The sequence below is a fragment of the Pedobacter sp. UYP1 genome (genome assembly GCF_040547305.1).
Lineage (GTDB): Bacteria > Bacteroidota > Bacteroidia > Sphingobacteriales > Sphingobacteriaceae > Pedobacter.
The window spans coordinates 131013-154527 of the sequence record NZ_JBEPPL010000015.1 but is presented as its reverse complement, the minus strand read 5'-3'; the positions used below and the strand labels follow the sequence as shown (position 1 = coordinate 154527).

Annotated in this window: 18 protein-coding genes; 9 read left to right on the top strand and 9 right to left on the bottom strand. The window is 38.1% G+C overall.

Annotated elements, in window-relative coordinates:
* Window positions 1-44: 44 nt before the first annotated feature.
* Window positions 45-665: an L-threonylcarbamoyladenylate synthase gene (locus tag ABIB30_RS22905; RefSeq protein ID WP_068395532.1), complete on the bottom strand. Its 621-nt coding sequence runs from the start codon at window positions 663-665 to the stop codon at window positions 45-47.
* Window positions 666-743: 78 nt separating this feature from the next.
* On the opposite strand from ABIB30_RS22905, the gene ABIB30_RS22900 reads away from it, so the two are divergent.
* Window positions 744-2402: an FMN-binding glutamate synthase family protein gene (locus ABIB30_RS22900; RefSeq protein WP_354305381.1), complete on the top strand. Its 1659-nt coding sequence runs from the start codon at window positions 744-746 to the stop codon at window positions 2400-2402.
* Between the two features lie 71 nt (window positions 2403-2473).
* Here ABIB30_RS22900 and ABIB30_RS22895 read toward each other — a convergent pair whose 3' ends face one another.
* From ABIB30_RS22895 to sucC, 3 genes are all read right to left on the bottom strand, one after another.
* Window positions 2474-4519 carry a M13 family metallopeptidase gene (locus ABIB30_RS22895; protein WP_354305380.1) on the bottom strand — a complete coding sequence of 682 codons (2046 nt, stop codon included), beginning with the start codon at window positions 4517-4519 and terminating at the stop codon, window positions 2474-2476.
* A gap of 194 nt (window positions 4520-4713) precedes the next feature.
* Complete coding sequence (asnS, locus tag ABIB30_RS22890) at window positions 4714-6162, bottom strand: asparagine--tRNA ligase (protein ID WP_354305379.1); 1449 nt, start codon at window positions 6160-6162, stop codon at window positions 4714-4716.
* Window positions 6163-6815: 653 nt separating this feature from the next.
* The gene (sucC, locus tag ABIB30_RS22885; protein ID WP_354305378.1) at window positions 6816-8006 is read right to left on the bottom strand and encodes an ADP-forming succinate--CoA ligase subunit beta; all 1191 of its coding nucleotides are present in this window, start codon (window positions 8004-8006) and stop codon (window positions 6816-6818) included.
* Window positions 8007-8235: 229 nt separating this feature from the next.
* On the opposite strand from sucC, the gene ABIB30_RS22880 reads away from it, so the two are divergent.
* Genes ABIB30_RS22880 through ABIB30_RS22860 form a run of 5 tightly spaced genes read left to right on the top strand, consistent with a single transcriptional unit; the run spans window position 8236 to window position 11961 of the window.
* Window positions 8236-8886, top strand: a complete 651-nt coding sequence (locus tag ABIB30_RS22880; protein WP_354305377.1) for an ABC transporter ATP-binding protein — start codon at window positions 8236-8238, stop codon at window positions 8884-8886.
* A 3-nt stretch (window positions 8887-8889) separates the two neighbouring features.
* On the top strand, window positions 8890-9381 hold the full coding sequence (locus ABIB30_RS22875) for an ATP-grasp domain-containing protein (RefSeq protein ID WP_354305376.1): 492 nt from the start codon (window positions 8890-8892) through the stop codon (window positions 9379-9381).
* On the top strand, window positions 9381-9968 hold the full coding sequence (locus ABIB30_RS22870; RefSeq protein ID WP_354305375.1) for an HAD family hydrolase: 588 nt from the start codon (window positions 9381-9383) through the stop codon (window positions 9966-9968). Before ABIB30_RS22875 ends, ABIB30_RS22870 begins: the two co-directional genes overlap by 1 nt.
* Window positions 9969-10015: 47 nt before the next feature.
* Window positions 10016-11644, top strand: a complete 1629-nt coding sequence (locus tag ABIB30_RS22865) for a S41 family peptidase (RefSeq protein ID WP_354305374.1) — start codon at window positions 10016-10018, stop codon at window positions 11642-11644.
* 38 nt (window positions 11645-11682) lie between these two features.
* Window positions 11683-11961: a hypothetical protein gene (locus ABIB30_RS22860; RefSeq protein WP_354305372.1), complete on the top strand. Its 279-nt coding sequence runs from the start codon at window positions 11683-11685 to the stop codon at window positions 11959-11961.
* A gap of 211 nt (window positions 11962-12172) precedes the next feature.
* On the opposite strand, the gene ABIB30_RS22855 is transcribed toward ABIB30_RS22860, so the two are convergent.
* A complete protein-coding gene (locus ABIB30_RS22855; protein ID WP_354305370.1) occupies window positions 12173-13114 on the bottom strand; it encodes a M28 family peptidase in 942 nt (313 codons plus the stop codon).
* 222 nt (window positions 13115-13336) lie between these two features.
* Between ABIB30_RS22855 and ABIB30_RS22850 the strand changes: the two genes are divergently transcribed.
* Window positions 13337-14320 (top strand): potassium channel beta subunit family protein, encoded by a 984-nt coding sequence (locus ABIB30_RS22850; protein WP_354305369.1) that lies wholly within the window; start codon window positions 13337-13339, stop codon window positions 14318-14320.
* A gap of 81 nt (window positions 14321-14401) precedes the next feature.
* Here ABIB30_RS22850 and ABIB30_RS22845 read toward each other — a convergent pair whose 3' ends face one another.
* Entirely contained in the window at window positions 14402-15850 is a 1449-nt protein-coding gene (locus ABIB30_RS22845; RefSeq protein WP_354305368.1) for a glyceraldehyde-3-phosphate dehydrogenase, read from the bottom strand.
* Window positions 15851-15967: 117 nt separating this feature from the next.
* Window positions 15968-16828 (bottom strand): sigma-70 family RNA polymerase sigma factor, encoded by an 861-nt coding sequence (locus tag ABIB30_RS22840; protein WP_062547391.1) that lies wholly within the window; start codon window positions 16826-16828, stop codon window positions 15968-15970.
* Between the two features lie 461 nt (window positions 16829-17289).
* Here ABIB30_RS22840 and ABIB30_RS22835 point away from each other — a divergent pair, with 461 nt between their 5' ends.
* Window positions 17290-17502, top strand: a complete 213-nt coding sequence (locus ABIB30_RS22835) for a helix-turn-helix domain-containing protein (RefSeq protein WP_354305397.1) — start codon at window positions 17290-17292, stop codon at window positions 17500-17502.
* 46 nt (window positions 17503-17548) lie between these two features.
* Here ABIB30_RS22835 and ABIB30_RS22830 read toward each other — a convergent pair whose 3' ends face one another.
* The gene (locus ABIB30_RS22830) at window positions 17549-18388 is read right to left on the bottom strand and encodes an MBL fold metallo-hydrolase (RefSeq protein ID WP_354305367.1); all 840 of its coding nucleotides are present in this window, start codon (window positions 18386-18388) and stop codon (window positions 17549-17551) included.
* A gap of 83 nt (window positions 18389-18471) precedes the next feature.
* Window positions 18472-19860, bottom strand: coding sequence for a dihydrolipoyl dehydrogenase (lpdA, locus tag ABIB30_RS22825; RefSeq protein WP_354305366.1), 1389 nt, complete (start codon window positions 19858-19860; stop codon window positions 18472-18474).
* A 345-nt stretch (window positions 19861-20205) separates the two neighbouring features.
* Between lpdA and ABIB30_RS22820 the strand changes: the two genes are divergently transcribed.
* Window positions 20206-23487, top strand: coding sequence for a TonB-dependent receptor (locus ABIB30_RS22820; protein WP_354305365.1), 3282 nt, complete (start codon window positions 20206-20208; stop codon window positions 23485-23487).
* The last annotated feature ends 28 nt before the right edge of the window (window positions 23488-23515 follow it).

The following is a 23515-nucleotide window of genomic DNA, read 5'->3' as shown; positions in this document are numbered from 1 at the left end:
GGTTGAATACGGGTAATTTATGAGCGCGAATACTGGTAAACTTATTATAAATAGTTTTCCAGTATTCCTTTTCCCTGACGGATAATTTCAAAGTCGCCCTGCGTGCAATCCACAACTGTGGAAGCCTCATTGTCGCCATAGCCGCCATCAATCACCGCATCAACTAATGCTTCATATTTCTCGTAGATCAATTCAGGATCTGTAGAATACTCTACCAGCTCATCATCATCCTTAATGGACGTCGATAAAATCGGGTTGCCTAACATTTCAACAATTGCTCTTGCAATGCTGTTATCGGGCACCCTGATCCCAACAGTTTTCTTATTTGAGCTCAGTAATTTTGGAACATTGTTGTTCGCATTGAATATGAAAGTAAAAGGGCCTGGAAGGGCTTTCTTTAACAAGCGGAATACAGTAGTATCAATTGGCTTGACAAAATCAGAGATATGTCTGAGGTCAGAACAGATAAAAGAAAAGTTCGCTTTTTCGGGCTTTATGCCTCTGATCTGACAAATTCGCTCAATCGCCTTCTGATTGGTGATATCGCATCCTAATCCATACACAGTATCAGTGGGATATATGATAATACCGCCCTTTTTGAGGACTTCAACCACTTGTTCAATCGCTTTCGGATTCGGATTTTCCGGGTATATTTTGATTAACATATGTAAATTTACAGATAATTTGGTTGAGTCGTTGATAAATGTTCGTACTATTGCCCCTGATTTAGTAATTACAACAATATGAGAAAAGCATTTATTGCGATTGCCGCATTTTTAGTCACGGCAACTTTGATGATTAGCCTGGCTTGGCCACCGTTTTATTGGGCCTTTATTTTTATAGGTCCCATTGTCTTATTGGGCATTTATGATCTTTACCAGCCAAAACATAGTATTGTTCGAAACTACCCTGTTTTAGGCCGCTTAAGATATCTTGCAGAAGATTTGCGCCCTAAAGTATATCAGTATTTCGTAGAAAGTGACACGAATGGAAAACCTTTCAGCAGACTAAACCGTTCGCTGATTTACCAGCGTGCAAAAAAAGAAAATGATACTATTCCGTTTGGTACACAGCTTGACGTTTATGAAAATGGATATGAATGGTTAAGCCATAGTATTGCAGCAATCAGTCACCATGAATTGAATGAAGACCCAAGAGTATTGGTAGGCGGCCCTGATTGTGCACAACCATACTCTGCGAGTATATTAAATATTTCTGCAATGAGTTTTGGTTCCCTGAGCCAGAATGCCATCCTTGCCTTAAACGGAGGTGCCTTTATGGGTAACTTTGCGCACAATACCGGCGAAGGAGGAATCAGTGATTACCATGCCGCTCCAAAAGGAGATTTGATCTGGCAGATCGGAACCGGCTATTTCGGTTGCCGTAACGATGATGGCTCGTTTAATTATGATGCTTTTGGCGTGCGTTCAAAAACTGAGCAGGTTAAGATGATTGAGATTAAACTTTCACAAGGTGCTAAACCAGGCCATGGTGGTATCCTGCCTGCAAAAAAGGTAACTCCTGAAATTGCAAGAATCAGGTTAGTGAAAGAAGGGTTTGACGTAATTTCCCCGCCTGCACACGCTGCATTTTCAACGCCTTTAGAGTTGCTTGCTTTTGTGAAAAAGTTAAGAGAGCTATCCGGTGGAAAACCAATTGGATTTAAACTATGTATCGGTCGTAAAAGTGAATTCTTCGCTATTTGCAAGGCGATGGTAGAAACAGGTACATACGTAGACTTTATTACCGTTGACGGTGGTGAAGGTGGTACAGGAGCATCTCCGCAGGAATTCTCCAATGCAGTAGGTATGCCTTTAAGAGAAGGTGTAGCTTTTGTTTATGATGTGCTTTCAGGTTTCGATTTAAAGAAACATATTAAGATTATTGCTTCAGGTAAGGTTTCATCGGGATTTGACCTGGTAAAAAACATTGCATTAGGTGCAGATTTATGTAATTCTGCCAGAGCAATGATGTTTGCTTTAGGTTGTATCCAGGCATTGGAATGTAACAGCAATACTTGTCCTACAGGTGTGGCGACACAAGATCCAAGCTTAATGAAAGGTTTAGTTGTAGACGATAAAAAAGTACGTGTGTTTAACTATCACCGTTTAACGGTTGCAAGTGCAGTTGAGCTTTTAGGTGCAGCAGGTTTACGCCATACTTATCAATTGAGCAGAGCTTATATCAACAGAAGGATTGCACCAAATGTAATGCAGTCTTATATGGAGACTTTCCCGTATATTCCGGAAGGAAGTTTGTTGAATACCCCTTATCCGTTAAGATTTGAACTGGGAATGGCTTTAAGTACTTCTTCCAGCTTTGCGCCTACAGATTACAGGGTAACCGCAATTGATTATGCACATGCGAATTCATTTACAGATACGCAGCAATCAAACAACTAGTTTAATCAGAAGATAAAAAAAGGGGATGTGTCTTAAAAGATACATCCCCTTTTTTTATCAAAATATACGCTCTACCAAACACCTACACGGTTAGCAGGCGCAACATACATCTTCGCAGTTGCTGGTATATTAAATGCTTTGTAGAAAGCTTCCAGGCTGTAAACAGCACCATTAACTCTGAACATTTCAGGAGAGTGCGGATCAGTTTTTAAACGGACACGCATAGACTCATCTCTGCTTTTAATACGCCAAACCTGCGCAAAGCTCAAAAAGAAACGTTGATCAGGAGTAAAACCATCGATCTTCTTATCGCTTTTACCATCCGGGGTTAACTTGAAGGCTTGATAAGCGATCGCTAAACCACCGATATCTGCCAGGTTTTCTCCTAAAGTCAGCTCCCCATTTACATGTTGATTGTCCAGTAAAGTAAAACCATTGTACAGCTCTACTACCTTTTTAGCTTTCTCTTTGAATTTAGTCGCATCTGCAGCTGTCCACCAATCTTTTAGATTTCCGTCTTTATCATATTGTTTACCCTGATCGTCAAAACCATGTGTCATTTCGTGGCCAATTACAGCACCAATAGCCCCATAATTGATCGCATCATCTGCATTGACATCAAAGAAAGGGAACTGAAGAATTCCTGCCGGGAAAACAATCTCATTAATAGAAGGATTATAATACGCATTTACCGTTGGCGGGGTCATTCCCCATTCTGTTTTGTCTACAGGTTTGCCCATTTTTTCTACCATCTCTTTGTAAGCATGTTTATCTGCTGATTGAAGGTTCGCGAAATAGGTGTTTTTTGAAATTTCTACGTCATCGTATTTTTTCCATTTATCAGGATAACCTATTTTTTTAATGAAGGCATTCAGTTTCTCCAATGCTTTTTGTTTAGTAGCAGGAGTCATCCAGTCCAGTTTCTCGATTCTTGATTTGTAAACTTTTTGAAGATTATCTACCAGTTCCAGCATTCTTTTCTTTGATTCTGGGGTGAAATGCTCTTTCACATACAATTGTCCAAGCAATTCACCAATGTTTCCATCTGTGCTGCTTACAATAGCTTTCCAGCGTTCTTTTGGTTCTTTTAGTCCTTGTATAGTTTTACCGAAGAAATCAAACCTGGCGGTACGGAAATCTTTGCTCAACGCGCCTGTTGCATTATTGATCGCATCAAACTTTAATTTTTCTTTCCAGATAGCGATTGGCTCTGATTTTAACAGGTTATTTAGTGCCTGGTAGTATTTTGGCTGACCTACGATGATCGTGTCAGTTTTAAGCTCTAATTTGCTCAATACTGATTTCCAGTCAATGTCAGGAGTCAGCTTCTGGAAATCGGCCAGGTAATATTTGTTGTAGTTTTTTGGAATATCACGTAACTCAACAGGAGTGGAGTGAGAATTTGCGATACTTGTTTCCAGTTTAAGAATATGGTCAGCAGATTTTGCTGCATCTTCTTTTTTTGAGCCAGTTAGTACAAAAAGTTGTGTGATGTAATTCAAGAAACCTGCTCTGATTTTCTTGGTTTCTGCATCGTTATTGAAGTAATAACTGCGCTCTGGTAAGGTAATACCAGACTGGCCAAAGTTAACTGCATTTTTATTGCTGATTTTATCATCCGGCCCTATATGGAAATCTAATAAATCTCCATTACCATTTTTATAACCATCGGCAATAAAACTGATCACTTCTTTATAATCTTTAAGTCCATCAATCTGTGCAAGTAATGGCTTTAATGGCGTATAACCTAATTTTTCAATGGTCAAAGTATCCATTCCACTGGCATAGAAATCACCTACTTTTTGTTCCAGGCTACCTTTGCTATGTTCTTCTTTTGCAGCATTGGTCAGGATCTGTTCCAGGTTTTTTATATTATCATTGTATAATGTATAGAAAGATCCCCAACCCGTTTCAGTTTTTGGGATATCTGTGTTTTTCATCCATTTACCATTGGCATACTGAAAGAAGTTGTCTCCCGGTGTAACCGTGGTATCCATGCCAGACTTATCAAAGAACTCTGTTCTGGCCTCTTTATTAGCAGCACTGCCTTTGTCCTTATTCTGACAAGCAGCTAGCAGTGCCAATCCTGCTAATGGTAAAATTATTTTTGCTTTCATCTATTTGTTTATTATTTTTTCTGTCAGATGGAGCCTTTGATGATTAAAATAATTATTGCCCTGCGGATTTAATTATTTTAATCATTTCAGGTTCATATTTGAAATTTATTCCTAAAACTAATAAATAGCGATGAAAAAGCACAAAAAAAGAGGATACCATTACTGATATCCTCTTTTTAGATAATTTATAGCGTTTAAAACTCTGCGTTTTTCGGGAAACGAGGGAAAGCAATCACGTCTCTGATGTTAGTCATACCAGTAACAAACAAAACTAAACGTTCAAAACCTAAGCCGAAACCGGCATGTGGAGCAGAACCGAATCTTCTGGTGTCTAAATACCACCACAACTCTTCCTGAGGAATATTCATTTCATCCATACGTTGAGTCAGCTTGTCCATTCTTTCTTCTCTCTGTGCACCACCGATCATTTCGCCAATACCAGGGAATAAAACGTCCATCGCAGCAACAGTTCTTCTGCCTTCAGCATCCGGCTCATTCTGACGCATATAGAATGCCTTGATATCTGCCGGATAATCCGTTAAGATTACTGGCTTTTTAAAGTGTTTCTCTACTAAAAAGCGCTCATGTTCAGACTGCAAATCAGCACCCCATTCATTAATCAGGTATTTAAATTGTTTTTTCTGGTTAGGTTTTGACGAACGCAGGATCGCAATCGCTTCTGTATACGTTAAACGTACAAAGTCATTATTGATACAGAAATTCAGCTTTTCTATCAATGATAATTCACTGCGTTCTTGCTGAGGCTTAGTTTTTTCGTCCTCTAATAAACGGTTATTTAAGAATTCAATTTCTTCTTTACAGTTGTCCAGCGCGTAAGTGATGATATATTTCATCATATCTTCCGCAAGCTGCATGTTGTCTTCCAGGTCAGCAAAAGCAATCTCAGGTTCCACCATCCAGAATTCTGCAAGGTGACGTGTAGTATTTGAGTTTTCTGCTCTGAAAGTAGGGCCGAAGGTATAAATCTGACCAAAAGCCATCGCTGCCAATTCACCTTCCAGCTGACCGGAAACAGTTAAGTTAGTAGCACGGCCGAAGAAATCTTCAGAAAAATCTACTTTTCCATCTTCAGTTCTTGGTGTCTTATCAAAATCAAGAGTTGTTACTTTAAACATTTCTCCCGCACCTTCAGCGTCAGACGCTGTAATTACAGGAGTATGCATGTAAACAAAACCTCTTTCATTATAAAATTGGTGTATCGCAAATGCCAATGCATGACGCACTTTAAAAACAGCATTAAAAGTATTGGTGCGGAAACGCAGGTGTGCAATTTCTCTTAAAAATTCAAGACTGTGTTTTTTTGGTTGCAAAGGGAATTTTTCCGCATCACTATCACCAAGAATTTCGATAGAAGCCGCTTTTACATCAACACGCTGGCCTTTACCTAAAGATTCTACCAATTGACCAGTTACAGCAATTGCTGCGCCTGTGGTAATCCTTTTTAATAATTCCTCCGCTGTATTTTCAAAGTCAACAACTATTTGAATATTTCCCATGCAGGAACCATCATTGATGGCAATAAACTGGTTGTTACGGAACGTTCTTACCCAACCCATTACGGTCACTTCTCTGTTAAAATCAGTTGTTTCTAACAGGCTTTTTATTTTTTCTCTTTTAATCATGATTTTCTTGTGGAGCGCTCAAAAATAATGATTTCCATTTAGAAATAACAGGGTTAAACTTGAAGATTTGAGTTTTTAGCAGTAGAGTCTAAATTACAGATCATCGAATTATAGTGTAAAATGAGTTAAGTTAAATTATTTTAGGATAATTTTGGTTTTTTTTGTTTTTACTGGTTGTTTTATTTGTATTTTTTTAATTATTCTATGTTATTTTAGTTTTATTGGTGGTTGTATTTTAATAAATTACTGTTTTATTTGATTTTTGATGATTTATTTTTGATTTAATTTGTGTTTTTATGTTTTTTATTAAAAATATTGTGTGTTTATTTGAATTATTGTGTCTGTTAGTCAGGTAATTAAGATTTTATTATTGATTAATGTGTTTTAAAGTGTATTAATGTTTTGTTTTGTCACAAAAGTGCCTATATTTGTATTGCTCGTTTAAATTATATTTGGTTAAAAAACCTCTGGCTTAATTGCTGGAGGTTTTTTTGTTTAAGCGAATTGGAAGAGAGGATAAGCTGAATAGCTTTTTTGAAATTAAGGGCATAAAAAAAATGCCAACTGCTTTTACACAATTGGCATTCCTTATATAGTAAGCATTCGTTTAAAGCGAATGCGAAGAGTTTCCTCTTTTTTTTATCTGTTATAGACTAAGCTAAAACCTGAGTAACTAAAGCAGCAGCATCTTTCAATGCAATTGCAGAGAACACTTTCAAACCAGACTCATCAATTAGTTTTTTCGCTTCAACAGCATTTGTACCTTGTAAACGACAGATAATTGGAACAGGAATATCTCCGATTTCTTTATAAGCGTCAATTACACCCTGAGCAACACGGTCACAACGAACGATACCACCAAAGATGTTGATTAAGATAGCTTTAACGTTTGGATCTTTTAAGATAATGTTAAAACCAGCTTTTACAGTTTGTGCGTTAGCGGTTCCACCTACGTCAAGGAAGTTAGCTGGCTCACCACCTGCAATTTTGATAATATCCATAGTTGCCATAGCTAAACCAGCACCGTTAACCATGCAACCAACGTTTCCGTCTAATTTTACATAGTTTAAGTTTGATTCACTAGCTTCAACGTCAGTTGGATCTTCTTCCAGTTTATCACGCATTGCTGCATAATCAGGATGACGGAACAACGCATTCTCGTCTAAATCTACTTTCGCATCAACAGCAATAATTTTATCGTCTGATGTTTTCAAAACCGGGTTGATTTCAAACATTGCAGAATCAGTGTTGTCATAAGCTTTGTAAAGCGCAGTAACAAATTTCACCATTTCTTTAAAAGCAGCACCGCTTAATCCAAGGTTGAAAGCAATTTTACGTGCCTGGAATCCCTGAAGACCAACTTTAGGATCGATCTCTTCTTTAAAAATTAAGTGAGGAGTGTGTTCTGCAACTTCTTCGATATCCATACCACCTTCGGTAGAATACATGATGATGTTTCTTCCGCTAGCACGGTTTAATAAAACACTTACATAGAATTCTTTTGTTTCAGAAGCTCCTGGATAGTAAACATCCTGAGCAACAAGAATTTTATGTACTTTTTTACCTTCTGCACTAGTTTGAGGTGTGATCAATTGCATACCTAAAATATCGGTAGCTCTTTGTTTAACCTCGTCAAGGTTTTTAGCCAACTTAACACCACCACCTTTTCCTCTTCCACCAGCATGTACTTGTGCTTTAATTACTACCCAGTCAGAGTTGTAGTCTGCTTTCATTTTTTTAGCAGCTTCTACAGCCTGCTCAACAGTTTCGGCAACTATGCCTTCTTGTACGGCAACACCAAAACTTTTAAGTATTTCTTTACCTTGATATTCGTGTATATTCATTTGCTGAAAAAATTTGATCCAAATCTACAATTTCATATTGGTTTTAAAAACTTAGAGTCAGTTTAAATTTATAAAATAACCTTGTTTATTGCTTATTTTTCAGTGAAAGCAGGCAAATGTTAAGACCTTAACATTTGCTATACACTCTTAGCCATGGTTTTACCCTAATATAAAAAACTGCAATTCTTGCGTTAACTGAAATTAATCTCAAATTTTGTAAGTTTGTTGCATGCTAAAAGCCACAGGTATCAGAAAAGCTTATGGAAGTCTGCCTATTCTAAAAGGAGTAGATTTTGAAGTTGCCAAAGGAGAGATTGTCAGTATCATCGGGGCTTCAGGTGCGGGTAAGAGTACTTTACTGCATATTCTGGGTACGCTGGATAAACCAGACGAGGGAACTGTCGAATTAAATGGAACCAAACTGGCACAGCTTTCTGGTGAGCCGATGAGTATCTTCAGAAACCAGAATATTGGTTTTGTATTCCAGTTTCACCATTTACTGCCGGAATTCAGTGCGCTTGAAAATATCTGTATTCCTGCTTTTATTGCTAAAAAGAGTAAAAGAGAGGCGGAAACGCGTGCATTGGAACTTTTAGAGCTGCTTGGCTTAAAAGATCGGGCGTCGCATAAGCCAAACCAACTTTCGGGAGGGGAGCAGCAGCGTATTGCAGTAGCCAGAGCTTTAATTAATAATCCTGCCATTATATTGGCCGATGAGCCATCAGGAAATCTTGATTCAGCAAATGCTGAGTCCTTGCATCAGTTTTTTATCACTTTGCGTGATAACTTTCAGCAGACATTCGTAATTGTTACCCATAATAAAGACCTTGCCTCAATTAGCGACAGGGTTGTCACCATGAAAGATGGTTTAATTGTATAAAATTTGAAAACACTGATTACCGGGGGCAAATCTGCCCAGGCACAAAAAATATTAAAGGCATTTACCGGCGACCAAATCTTGTTAGGAGATTATGGCGATATGCCTTCTTTTGCGTCCGCTCAATACCAGTTTGTAAGTTTAGGTGAGCGGAATGACGATACGATAGCGCATACGTTGCTGAACGCTTGTTTAGACCAGCAAGCAGACCGTTTATTACCATTGTATAGTTTCGAACTGGAAGCTGTAATGAGGTCGGCTGTTTTATTTGAAGAGTTCAATATTCATGTTTTATTACCCGATTTGCTTCATTTTCCGCTTTACCTGTCTGAAAAGATCACGGATAAAAATAACTGGGCTGTGTTTGACAAAGGAGAATTGCTTTATGCAGCTATACCAGCAGCTCAATTAGCCGTACTGGGAAAAGAAAAAACATTAAATGGTGTTTTCTATATGAATGAAGCGCCGCAGGAACAAGCATTATTTACGATTGCGTAATGAAATACCAAGAGCTCATTAATCCCAGACAGGCCTTTGTTTTTGGTCTGGATGATGTTTTATATCCTGTAAAGGATTATCAATTGCAGGTTTATTATCTGTTTGCACAGTTTATAGAGTATGGGGAGCAAATAGATGCACAGGAAATTGTGCAGTTTATGAATGAAACCTATCTGAAAGATGGTGCTGCGGATATCTTTGCTAAAACAGCCGCAAAGTTTAATTTACCGCAGAAATACATTATTAACTTTGATTTACTGCAACAGAATGCCAAACTCCCACTAAAATTATTACTTTTTGCACCCGTTCTGGATTTTCTGAAAGAAATCCATGCAGCAGGTAAGCCGATCTTTTTATGGGTAGATGGTGATCCGGTACAGCAATTGAATAAAATCAGGCAAATGGAGTGGAACGGTTTAGAGCAGTCCCTGGTTGTCTATTTTAGTGCAGAAACAGGTACCTTTGAACAGACGCTGGACATGATCGTGCTGAAGCATGATTTAAAGAAGAAAGAAGTTTTAGTTATTGGTAAAAGTCTGTATGTCAGTAAAGATAAAATTGAATTTTTGTCCGTAGATCAACTTTAATAGGTATTCTTTCTTTACCTTAATTGCATATTTCATATTACCTATTTATGAGGATAAATTTATTCAGTAATCGTTTAGCGATTTATACGCTGTTTCTTTTAATCGTGATTTCAAGTTCATGTAAAAAGAGCCCTAAGCCAGACACTACAGGCGGCAACCCTCCAACGGGACCAGCCACAGGGACTCTTACCCAGTTGACGCTGGATTCTCTGTTTTTATATGCTAAACAGATTTACTACTGGAGTGACGCCCTTCCTACTTACGAGGCCTTCAATCCAAGACAGTATTCCAGCAAATCGCAACCAATTGATAATTATGATGACGAGTTATTTGCGATCAGTAATCTGAAGATCAATCCTGCAACAGGCAAACCTTATGAATATAATGGTTATGGTTATCCTAAGTATTCGAGAATCGATGACCTGACCCAGGCAAATCCAAATGCTACCTCTGCGGTAAAAACTGCAAATGTAGATGTAGACAACAATGGATATGATGTGGGGATCAGACCTATATTTTATCTTTTCAGAAATTCTGATAAATATCAGTTATTTGTAACTGCAGTTTACCCGGGTTCTCCGGCCGAAGCTGCAGGTGTGAAAAGGGGATGGTTAATCACAAAAGTTAATGGCAAGACTGTAGGTGCGAGTTATACGAATGAAAATCAAACGGTATTTAACTCGTTTTCGGCAGCTTCAATAACTATCGAAGGATATAATTCAATTGACAAAGTTCCTTTTAGTTTAACGCTGAACAGAAGAGCTTCTTATAAAAGCAGCCCGGTATATACATCCAAAGTTATTACCCGGTCTGGTAAAAAAATCGGCTATTTAGCTTATGCAAGATTTGCGAAACTATCAAGCAGTACTGGTGCGAGCGATGTCAGTTTAGACCCGGTATTTGCAGATTTTAGTGCGCAGGGTGTAACAGATCTTATTGTTGATTTAAGATACAATGGCGGTGGTTATGTGAATGCAGCATCTTATCTGACCAATCTGATCGGACCATCAAGTACTTCAGGAAAGACCATGTTCACTGAGATTTATAATCCATTGATGCAGGCTGGTAATGCAACTATTCTTGCCAATCAGCCACTTCTTGATGGAGATGGAAAGATTATACGTCAAAATGGAAAAATAGTGACTGCCGCTGACGATAACTATTCAGTAGCAGCCAACACGATTACCTTTAGTAAAAAAGGAAGTTTAAGCGGAGTCAATAATATCGTTTTCATTGTAACCCGTAATACAGCTTCTGCAAGTGAGATTGTGATTAATAGTCTGAAACCTTACATGAACGTAAAACTGGTAGGGGATACTACATACGGTAAACCTGTTGGATTCTTTCCTGTTACCTTAGAAAACAGATACCAGGTTTATATGCCAATGTTTGAGACCAGAAATTCTAGAAATGAAGGTGGATATTATACAGGAATGGTACCTGATGTATTGGATGAATATGATGATCCGGAATATGTTTTTGGTGACGTAAGAGAGAATTATCTGGCTAAAGCATTAAATGTACTGGCGCCTTCAGTTACCGCGACTCAGGGCATTGCCAACACCGAGACCAGAAGAGCAAGCACAGTGGAATTCAAAAGCCAGCAGATCAGAAAAGTTAATCCGAACAGTGAATTTGTAGGAATGATTGAAACCAGACATTCCCTGAAAAAATAAGTGAGACAAACTGGCGAACCGCCAGTAAATTACGATTCATGGCCGGAATTTATTCCGGCCTTTTTTATGCCTTAAAAGCTAATTTAATTTGTAAATCTACCGCAATACACGCTTTTGGAAACTTCGTCACTCATGATATCTTTAAAAGCTATAAATACCTCATAGGTGTTATTCTTGATGTACCCGGGTTTCATGGGGAAAGTATGGGTGAGTTCATCCCTTTGTGCACCGCGTTTCCGGGCTTAAGGAGCTCTCCATCCGCCACTAAAACAGTATTCCAGTTCAGCTCCTGGTTAGGAAATTCTCCTTTAGTTTAGTTGTTGTTCGATGGCGATTGGGCGAAATTTGAAAGAGCTACGAAAGGCCTGCGAATGACGTCTGAACAAGGTAGGGTAACTACTATGTTCGTCAGTGAGTTACGATGGGCGTATTCTCGCTGTTTTTTGGGCATAACTGATTGTTTTCAGGCTGGTTTAGTCAGCTTGAAAACAGGCAGTTATAGCAAAGAAAGAGTTGAGGAATTATTGATTATCGTCTTTTAGACTGAAGTCTGTCACGCAGTATTTTTTCTACGGTACGCTCTTTATCAAAGTTATCTGTGATTTCTAAAATACCATTTGCAGCATTAATGAAAAATGCCTGGTTGATATTCTCAAATTTATCTGAAGATTTATGGTAATCTTTATGATCCTCTACTCCAAAGTAGATGAACGGGATGTTTTTAGCATTGAAAGCAGACTGATCGCTTTGATTTGTCCAGTCATCTGCTGCCAGCTTTGAGTTATCATGTCCGAAAAGTATTTTTAAATCAGGAATGGTTGTGGCAATATAGTTTTTGAGCTGCGGATATTTATAGGTTCCGGCAGCATAAAGTTCACCTTTATCGTTATGGCTGATCATATCCAGGTTAAGGTTCAGTTTGATTTTATCCAGGTTTACCGGAGGATGGTTCACAAAGTACTCAGAACCTTTCCTGCCAAATTCTTCTGCATCAAATGCAACAAAAATCAGGGTGTACATCGGTTTATTCTTTGCATAGTGTGTTGCGATTTTCAGTAATCCGGCAACACCAGAAGCATTGTCGTCTGCACCATTGTAGATCGTGCCGTTAATTACGCCTAAATGGTCATAGTGAGCAGAAATAACGATTACTTTACTCGTTGTTCCCTTGATATAACCAACGATATTTTTACCAGTGATTTTTGGATCATCGATACCTGAAAAGGTAAAGGATTGCTGGTAGCCATTACAGATTTTGTAAGCTTTGAGGCCAATTTCCTTAAAACGTTTAGTAATGTATGTCCTGGCTAATTCAGCACCTTTTGTGCCTGTTTTTCTGCCTTCATAAGCATCAGAAGAAAGGACCTTGACGTCATTGATTAACTGATCAGCGTGAACGGGTTGATTGGATGTTTTTACTGCATTGCAACCCAGTGTAAATGCCAGGGGTAATAGCAAATATAATTTCATAGCGCCAGGATTTTATTAATAGGTTGTTGTGTTGATATCCCTAATATATTACAAATTAGTGACACTTCAATGGGCTATCGTAAAAACTTAACTAAAGGGCTCCTGTTCTTATTTTACACATTTAGCTTATTGATCGGCAGAAGAATCAGTAGCCCTGTAATCCAGGTGATACTGATCAAAGTGCTGAATTGAAAATAGCTGACAATTAAAATTCATATAAAAATGGAATACAGACGTTTAGGGAAATCGGGATTACAATTAAGTGCACTTTCTTTGGGGAGCTGGCTGACATTTGGCAATCAGATCAGCGATAAAGTTGCAGATGAACTGATGGGAATTGCTTATGATGCTGGCGTAAACTTTTTTGACAATGCCGAAGGTTATGCAGAAGGAAAGTCAGAAGAAGTAATGGGTAAAATCATTAAAGCACACCAATGGGAGCGTGAATCTTACGTGGTTTCCAGCAAAGTTTTCTTTGGAACTGAAAATAAAGGCCCGAACAGGACAGGCTTATCAAGAAAACATGTGATCGAAGCTTGTCATGCTGCGTTAAAGAGGTTACAGGTAGATTACCTGGATTTATATTTTTGTCACCGTCCTGATAAGAACACACCTATTGAAGAGACGGTGTGGGCAATGAATACTTTATTGCAGCAAGGGAAGATCTTATATTGGGGAACCTCAGAATGGAGTGCTGCAGAGATTATGGAAGCTATCCGCGTGGCACGTCAGTATAACCTGATCGGGCCGGTTATGGAGCAGCCTCAGTACAATTTGCTGGAACGGAATAAATTAGAAAACGAATATTTATTGTTGTTTAAAGAGTATGGACTGGGTACTACAATCTGGTCACCTTTAGCTTCAGGATTGCTTTCTGGTAAATATACTGCTGGAGATGCAAAAAATACACGCCTGGACATGAAAGGAATGGAGTGGCTGAAGGAGTCGGCATTGGCAGAAGAAAAACTGGCGAAAGTTAAAAAATTACAAACGCTTGCTGATGAACTGAATGTGCCTCTGGCTAAATTGTCTTTAGCCTGGTGCCTGAAAAATCCGAATGTAAGCACAGTTATTTTAGGAGCTTCAAAAACAGAGCAGTTAAAAGAAAATCTGACTACTTTAAATGTAATGCCTCTATTAACGGACGAAGTGATGGGAGAGATTGAGGGAATTATGGAAACTAAACCTGTATTGCCGCAGTTTTAAGCAATAGCTTTGTAAATCTTTATAAGCAAAAAAGGGCTGGGAATTAATTCCCAGCCCTTTTTTGCTTATTTGTAAATGTGTCTAGTAGTAAGTTAAACGAACTACACCAGCTAGTTTTTTAGCCAGGCGGATCACTTGTCTTGTATAGCCGTATTCGTTGTCATACCAGGTGTAAATCACAACAGACTTATTGTCTTTTGCCATGATGGTAGCCGGGCCGTCAATAATAGAAGCATGGCTGTTACCGATTAAATCAGAACTTACCAGTTCGTTAGAGATGGAGAATTCTATTTGTTCAGACAGGTTTCCGAAAAGAGATGCTTGTTTGATCATATCTATAACTTCATCTCTTGAAGTCACTTTATTCAATGATAAGTTAAGGATGGCCAGTGAAACGTTAGGGGTAGGGACACGCACTGCATTTCCTGTTAATTTTCCACCCAGATGAGGAATTACTTTAGCTACTGCTTTATCAGCACCAGTTTCGGTAATCACCATATTTAAGGCTGCAGATCTGCCGCGACGATATTTTTTATGGTAGTTATCTAAAAGATTCTGGTCGTTTGTATAAGAGTGAATAGTTTCTATGTGTCCTTTTTCAATGCCGAAAGCATCATCAATAACTTTCAATACCGGAACAATCGCATTGGTGGTACAAGAAGCATTGGATACGATCGTTTCTTTTTTGAAATCGAAATCTGCATCGTTGATACCTGCCACTATATTTGGAATGTCTCCTTTGGCTGGTGCTGTCAATAATACTTTAGCTATACCATTAGCTGCAAGATGACGGCTAAGTCCTTCACGGTCACGGAATACACCTGTATTGTCAATTAATAAAGCGTCTTGAATGCCATAAGTTGTATAATCTACATCTTCAGGGTTATTAGCTACAATAAAATAAATGGTTTGTCCATTGATGATCAGTGCTTTATTAATGAAATCTTCAATAATAATCCCGTTAAAAGTTCCGTGGACTGAGTCTGTACGTAATAATTCTGCACGTTTAATTAATTCCTCATCACTATAAGTCCTGGTTACGATGGCACGCAGTCTGAGCTGTTCACCTTTACCGGCCTGCAGGATCAATTCTCTTGCTGCCAGTCTGCCAATTCTTCCGAAACCAAACAGAACAACGTCTTTTGGTAAAAGACTGATTTTGTCTTTGCCAATGTGACGGCTGAGTTTGCTGATCACAAAATCGTGCATAGTTGCAAAATCATTGTTTTCATCCAGCCATTCTGCCGCAAGTCTTCCAATGTCAACACGGGAAGGGGCAAGGTTACATTTGGCAATTTCATTTGCGAGCTCCAGCGTCTCATAAATGTTAATGTCTTTGCCTGAAATTTCTTTAGCGTACTGGTGGTGAGCAAGGATTTCGCTGCTGCCTACGTCGAATAATGGTTTACGAAAAAGTACGAGTTCAATAGATCTGTCGAACCATAACTGGCCAACAACATTGAGTAATTCAACTGCTTTTTTCTCTTTTTCAATCCAGTTCTGAAATTCGGATTGGTATTTATTAAACATATCGGGATTATTTGGTTAGAGTGCCACAAAAGTAAAAAAGATTGGGGGAAACCCAATCTTTTTCTATCCGATATTTAACTTAAGAATCTATTTAAATTTTAAATGACGCTCAGGCTATTAACCCAGGTATGATTTTAATATTTTACTTCTTGAAGTATGACGCAAACGTTGTAGCGCCTTGTCTTTGATCTGGCGGACACGCTCACGGGTTAAGTTAAATTTCTCACCGATTTCTTCCAGAGAAAGTGGGTGGTTAGTACTTAATCCGAAGAAAAGAACGATGATTTCACGTTCACGTTCTGTTAAGGTAGATAATGAACGTTTAATCTCTTCAGAAAGTGATTCGTTAATTAAACTACTGTCTGTATTTGGTTCATGGTTTTCTAAAACATCCAGTAAAGTGTTTTCTTCACCCTGAACGAAAGGAGCATCCATTGATACGTGTCTTCCTGAGTTACTCAAAGTATCAGAAATCTTATCAACAGTTGTTTCCAGGATATCAGCTAATTCTTCTGGAGAAGGTTCGCGTTCAAATTCCTGCTCTAATTTAGAGAATGCTTTACTGATCTTACTCAATGAACCAACCTGGTTTAATGGAAGACGTACAATACGGCTTTGCTCAGCAATAGCCTGTAAAATTGACTGACGAATCCACCATACTGCATAAGAGATGAATTTGAAACCTTTAGTTTCATCAAAACGTTTAGCTGCTTTGATTAGTCCAAGGTTACCCTCATTAATTAAATCACCTAAAGTTAATCCCTGATTTTGATACTGCTTAGCTACAGAAACAACAAAACGTAAGTTTGTTTTTGTCAGACGCTCCAATGCGGCCTGATCACCTTCACGTATCTTTCTTGCCAGTATTACTTCTTCTTCTGCGGTGATTAAATCTACTTTACCAATCTCATGAAGATATTTGTCTAGAGATTGACTCTCGCGATTGGTTATGGATTGGGTGATTTTGAGTTGTCTCATTTATGTGCTTTGGTGCTCTTTATGTGTTAGAACGTGCAAAAGTAAGGATTAAAAGGCAATTTAAAAACATAAATTCCTGAAAATGTTACACTTTACACTGGTTATTTGTATGATAATTTAATAGCAATAATTATTCCAAAGTACATTTGACAGTCTGCCTGTCTTATATTGATATATGTACATTATTTATTGCATATCAATGATAAATGCTTGTTATTTAATAATTCATCTTTTAGAATGTTCTATTATTTTTATAAAAATCATGGCGTTTTATTGATTTAATATGATAATTTAATTAAAAAAATGTTTCTCATTTAACATATGTCTGTCAGTATTGTTTGATATTGTCACGCTGATTTTTTATAATTTTTTCTTAAAATCCTGTCATTTTAGAAAAGATGTCTGCAAAAGCCGACAATTTTATCGATTTTTATCACTATAAATTCAACAACAACTTGCTTATGCCTATAGTCATTAATTTAGATGTAATGCTCGCGAAACGCAAAGTGTCCCTTACTGAATTGAGCCTGAAGGTTGGTATTACTTTATCTAATCTTTCTATCCTGAAAACGGGAAAGGCAAAAGCAATCCGGCTGGAAACTTTAGAGGCTATTTGTAAAGCACTGGACTGTCAGCCGGGAGATATCCTGGAATATAGTCCAATGCCTGTTTAATTGTGAGCTTGAGGCTAAGTGAGATTAAGCTTGATTTAAATCCGGGCTATAAATCTGCCAGTTTCAAAGTATCTTTTAATCTGATCCCTTTTTCGGTCTGCTGTACGGTACAGCATTCATTTACAGCATCGTGCTCTAAATAAAGAATATAGTTTTTTGCAGCTGCTTCTTCTAAAAATGCTTTCTTCTCTTTTAAGGTCTGTAAAGGAAACATGTCATAAGACATGACATAGGGCAGGGGGATATGACCGGTAGAAGGCAGTAAGTCTGCTGTATATATAATAGTCTGCTCTTTATATGTCAGTTCTGGCAACATCATCGCATCGGTATGACCAAATGCAAAACGTACTTTGAAGCCGGATTGAAACTCGATTCCTTCCTGATCGTCAATAAATTTCAACTGCCCGCTTTCTTGTAAGGGCAGGATATTATCTTTCAGGAATGAAGCTTTTTCTCTATCATTGGGATGAACTGCCCAGTTCCAGTGTTTTTCGTTACTCCAGTAAGTAGCTTGTTTAAATGCAGGAACCAGTTTTTCGCCTTCGCGGACAATCGCTCCTCCGCAATGGTCAAAGTGTAAGTGGGTCAGAAATACATCTGTAATATCAGCTGTACTGAACCCTTTTGCTGCCAGGGACTTTTCCATCGTATCATCGCCATGCAGGTAATAATGGCTTAGAAATTTTTCATCCTGTTTATTCCCGATACCGGTGTCAATCAAAATCAGGCGGTCGCCGTCTTCTACTAATAAACAGCGCATCGCCCAGGTACACATATTATTTGCATCCGCAGGATTACTTTTTTGCCAGATAGATTTTGGAACAACGCCAAACATCGCACCGCCGTCAAGTTTAAATAATCCGGTATTTATAGTGTGTAAGTTCATCTAAATAAAATTTGGTATGCTGTAAAAATAAGAAACCCGCTGAGTTATCAGCGGGTTTACATGGTAATATATTTAGTGATGTTTTACAAGTGAATTACTTCTCCGTAAGCATCAGCAGTAGCTTCCATGATCGCTTCACTCATTGTTGGGTGAGGGTGGACAGCTTTTAACATTTCGTGACCAGTAGTTTCTAATTTACGGGCAACAACGATTTCTGCAATTAATTCAGTCACGTTGGCTCCGATCATGTGCGCACCTAAAAGTTCACCGTATTTAGCATCATAGATCATTTTTACAAAACCATCTTTTGCACCAGCTGCACTAGCTTTACCTGAAGCTGAGAATGGGAATTTACCGATTTTCAGTTCATAACCAGCTGCTTTCGCTGCTTTTTCTGTATAACCTACAGAGGCAATTTCTGGAGAGCAATAAGTACAGCCCGGGATATTGTTATAGTCTAATGGTTCTGGAGACTGACCAGCAATTTTCTCTACACAGATAATCCCTTCAGCAGAGGCTACATGCGCTAAGGCTTGTCCACCAACGATATCACCAATTGCATAATATCCTTTTACAGAAGTATTATAGAATTCGTCTACTACTACTTTGCCTTTCTCAGTTTTAATACCTGTTTCTTCCAGACCTATGTTTTCAAGGTTTGCAACAACACCAGCAGCAGAAAGAACGATATCACATTCGATCGTTTGCATACCAGCAGCAGTTTTCACCTGAACTTTACAGCCTGCGCCAGTTGTATCAACTGATTCAACGCTTGATGAAGTCATGACTTCGATACCAACTTTTTTGAAGCTGCGCAATAATTGTTTCGAAACGTCTTCGTCTTCTACAGGAACAATGTTATCCATGAATTCAACCACAGTTACTTTTGTTCCCATCGTTGCATAGAAGTAAGCAAATTCTACTCCGATAGCTCCAGAACCAACGATAACCATTGATTTAGGCATTTCAGGTAAAACCATTGCTTGTCTGTAGCCGATGATTTTTTTACCATCTTGTTTTACACTTGGCAATTCTTTTGAACGTCCGCCTGTAGCAAGGATAATATTTTTTGCAGTTAACTCTGAAGTAGAACCGTCTGCACCTTTAACTTCAACTTTATTACCCGGTTTAACTTTACCGGTACCCATTACTACGTCAATTTTATTTTTTTTCATTAAAAACTGAACGCCTTTGCTCATTCCTTCAGCTACACCACGACTGCGTTTGATCACAGCTGCGAAATCAGCTTCAGCTTCGGCAGTTTTGATACCGTATTCTGCTGCATGATTGATATATTCAAATACCTGTGCACTTTTTAATAAAGCTTTGGTTGGGATACAGCCCCAGTTAAGGCAGATTCCACCTAAGGATTCACGTTCTACAATTGCAGTTTTTAAACCTAATTGTGACGCTCTGATTGCAGCAACGTATCCGCCGGGACCGCTACCTATTATAATTACATCGTAGTTCATATCTTTTAATAGGGGACTTTACTTAGTAAAGCCCAAAATTAAAAAAAAATGTTCGTTAAACAGCGCATTTGATTTTTGTGACATGAATTTGTAGGTATGTGAAGTGCTGATCCGGTTTTCAGGAAATAGCGTCATTTTAGCATATTCCAAATAATGAACTGATAAACTGTGGGTTAAGCATGTATGATAAATGTTAATTGTGGATAAAAAACATATATAATTAATGATTTATTAACATTGAAAGCTAAAACGTTGTGTATTTTATCTATACTTTTGTGGCTGTAAACTATTATGTACCTAAAACGCTTTGCGTTTCAAACAAAACAATTCATTAAAAAAGAAAGTATGAAGAAAGCTCTACTATTTAAAATTGTAGTAATCCTTCTGGCAGTTGCAGGAACTATCTTTTCTGCAAATGCTCAGGTAACTACCTCAGCGATGACGGGTGTCGTGAAAGACGCTAAAGGACCGTTACCTGGTGCGAGCGTTAAAGCTATCCACGTGCCAACGGGGTCAGTGTATACGACAACTACAAACGGCGATGGTCGTTTTACAATCGCTAACATGCGTGTTGGTGGTCCTTACTCAGTAACCATTACTTTTATTGGATTTGAGGCTGCTAAATATGACAACCTTAATCTTAAATTGGGTGGTTCTTATCCATTAAACGTTGTTTTATCAGACGGGGCGCAGCAATTAAGCGACGTTGTGATTACAGCGAACAAAAACAAAATCATTAACAGCTCAAGAACTGGTGCTGCGACTAACGTATCACAGAAGCAAATCGAACAGCTTCCGGCAATTTCCAGAAGTATTACTGATTTAACTAAATTAACTCCTCAGGCTAATACTAAAGGTGATGGTTTCTCTTTTGCAGGTAGAAACAGTTTGTTTAACTCACTGACATTAGACGGTGCACAAATGAACAACGTTTTCGGTTTATCATCATTACCTGGTGGTGGAACGGGAGCTCAGCCTTTCTCTTTAGATGCATTGGAAGAATTACAAGTCAACCTGGCACCTTATGATGTAAAACAAAGTGGTTTTACTGGTGCTGGTGTAAACGCGATTACTAAAGCTGGTACAAATAAATTCTCAGGTTCGATCTATACTTATTACAAAGATCAGAACTTACAAGGTTATGATGTTGGTGATACAAAACTTGATAAATCAACTCAGGCGTTTTTAAATAAGCAATTTGGTTTCAGATTAGGTGGAGCAATTGTTCAGAACAAATTATTCTTCTTTGTAAATGGTGAGATTTCAAGACGTGTTTCTCCAGGTACAAACTTATTAGCTAATCCAAACGCAGTAGCGAATAAACTGACGGATCCTAAAAATATGTCAAGAGTACTAACCAGAGATTTAGACCTGGTTAAAAATACGGTATTGAATAGATTTGGATATGATCCTGGTGTATATTCAGGCTATAGCAATCAGCAAAATGCAGATAACGTTACTGCACGTTTAGATTGGAATATCAATGATGCAAACAGATTAACTGTACGTTATAACTATCTTAAATCTTTCAAGGATGCTGGTGTAAGTACTTCGAACTCTAACCAGGGACGCGGGCCATCATTGACATCAATGATTTATGATAACATGAGATATACACAGTATAACAATATCAATTCGGTTACTGCGGAATTAAACACACGTTTCAGTGATAAATTTGCAAACAACCTGCAATTAGTTTACACTGGTTTCCGTGATTACCGTAAAGCAAAAGGGAATCCATTCCCGGTAGTTGATATTGAAGATGGAAATGGTGCAAACTATATTTCATTAGGTACAGAACCTTTCAGTGGTTTGAATACTTTAAATCAGGATATCTATACTTTAAATGAAAACTTTAACATTTTTGCAGGTAACCATACGATTACTGTTGGTGGTTCTGTAGGATATCAGAAATTTCAAAATGCATTTGCTCAGTTCTTATACGGACAGTTCAGATACAAAAGTGTATCTGACTTTGTTGCTGCAGCAAATGGTAATACCTCTATTAACCCTCTTTTATACCAGTTAACTTATTCAACTGATAAAAATAATCCAGTACCTGCAGCTGCTACTTTCAGCCAGATGCCAGTTGCGGTTTACGCACAGGATGAGTGGTATATCAAACCTAACTTTAAACTGACTTATGGTTTAAGATTAGATATGCCAATTTATACTTCGACAATTCAATCTAATCCATTGGTAACTGCGGCTACTTTCCGCGATGGTGAGAAATTAGATGTTGGAAAATTACCTAAAACACAGCTTTTATTCTCTCCTCGTGTTGGTTTCAACTGGGATGTTAAAGGTGATGGTACTATTCAGGTACGTGGTGGTTCTGGTATCTTTACTGGTGCTGTTCCTGCAGTATGGTTAACTAACCAGGCTGGTAATACAGGTTTAGGAACTGGTAACGACTTTTTAAATAATCCAAAAAACCGCCCGTTTAGTCCTGATCCAGCAGCTTATATCCCTGCTAATCCAGGAAATCCTGCAACATTTGCGATTAACCAGGCTTCTAATAACTTTAAAGTTCCACAAATCTGGAGATCAAGTTTAGCTGTTGATTATAAACTACCAGGAGGTTTAGTAGCTACTGTTGATGGATTATATACTAAATCATTAAACGAAGTATTCCACAGAGATGCAAACTTAGTTAACCCAACTTCTAACTTAACAGGTTCTGGCGATACACGCCCTTACTTCCCGGGTGGTAACTTAAACAGAATTAATCCTTTCTTAACTAATGCGATTGTGTTTGACAACACAAACAAAGGTTATGCATGGAGTTTAACTGGTCAGATTCAGAAAAGATTCGGATCATTCGCTGATATTATGGTAGCTTATACCAGAAGTGATGCACGTGATATTACTTCAACTCCAGGTTCACAAGCTGCGTCTGCATTTAATGGTAACCAGGTTGCTGGTGATCCAAATAAGCCGGTATTGGCTTATAGCAGTTTCTTAGTTAAAAACAGAATCATTGCAGCTGTTAATTTCAACTTCTCGATTATCCCTAAATTACCTACATCAATTGGTGTAGTATATGAAGGTTCTCCTTATGGTGATTCGTTTGGTAACACAAGATTCTCTTATGTTGCTGCAGGAAACGTAAACAATGATAACTCTACTTTTAACGATTTAATGTACATCCCTAAAGATCGTAATGATATCCGCTTAATAGATATTCCTGCTGTTGCTGGCAGATCTACTGCAGAAACAGCTGATCAACAATGGGCAAGATTAGATGCTTATATCAATCAGGATAAATATCTAAGCAAACACAGAGGTCAGATTTCTGAAAGAAATGGTGCTGAATATCCTTGGGCAAATCGTTTTGATATCAGAATTTTACAACAGATCAAAACTGTATTTGGTTCAAAATCTAACAGCAGATTCGAAATCTCTGTTGATATTATCAACTTCGGTAACTTGTTAAACAAAAACTGGGGTTCAACACAAATTCCTTCTTTAACAAACTTTATGCAATATAAAGGTGTAGTGAGTCCTACTAACCTGACTCCTACTTATACTGTAAGTCAGGATTTATCAACCTCTACTTTCAGAGTGAATACAGATATTGCTTCAAGATATCAGATTCAGGTTGGCGCAAGATATAGCTTCAACTAAGCTTTTAAATTTTTGATTAAGCCCCGTT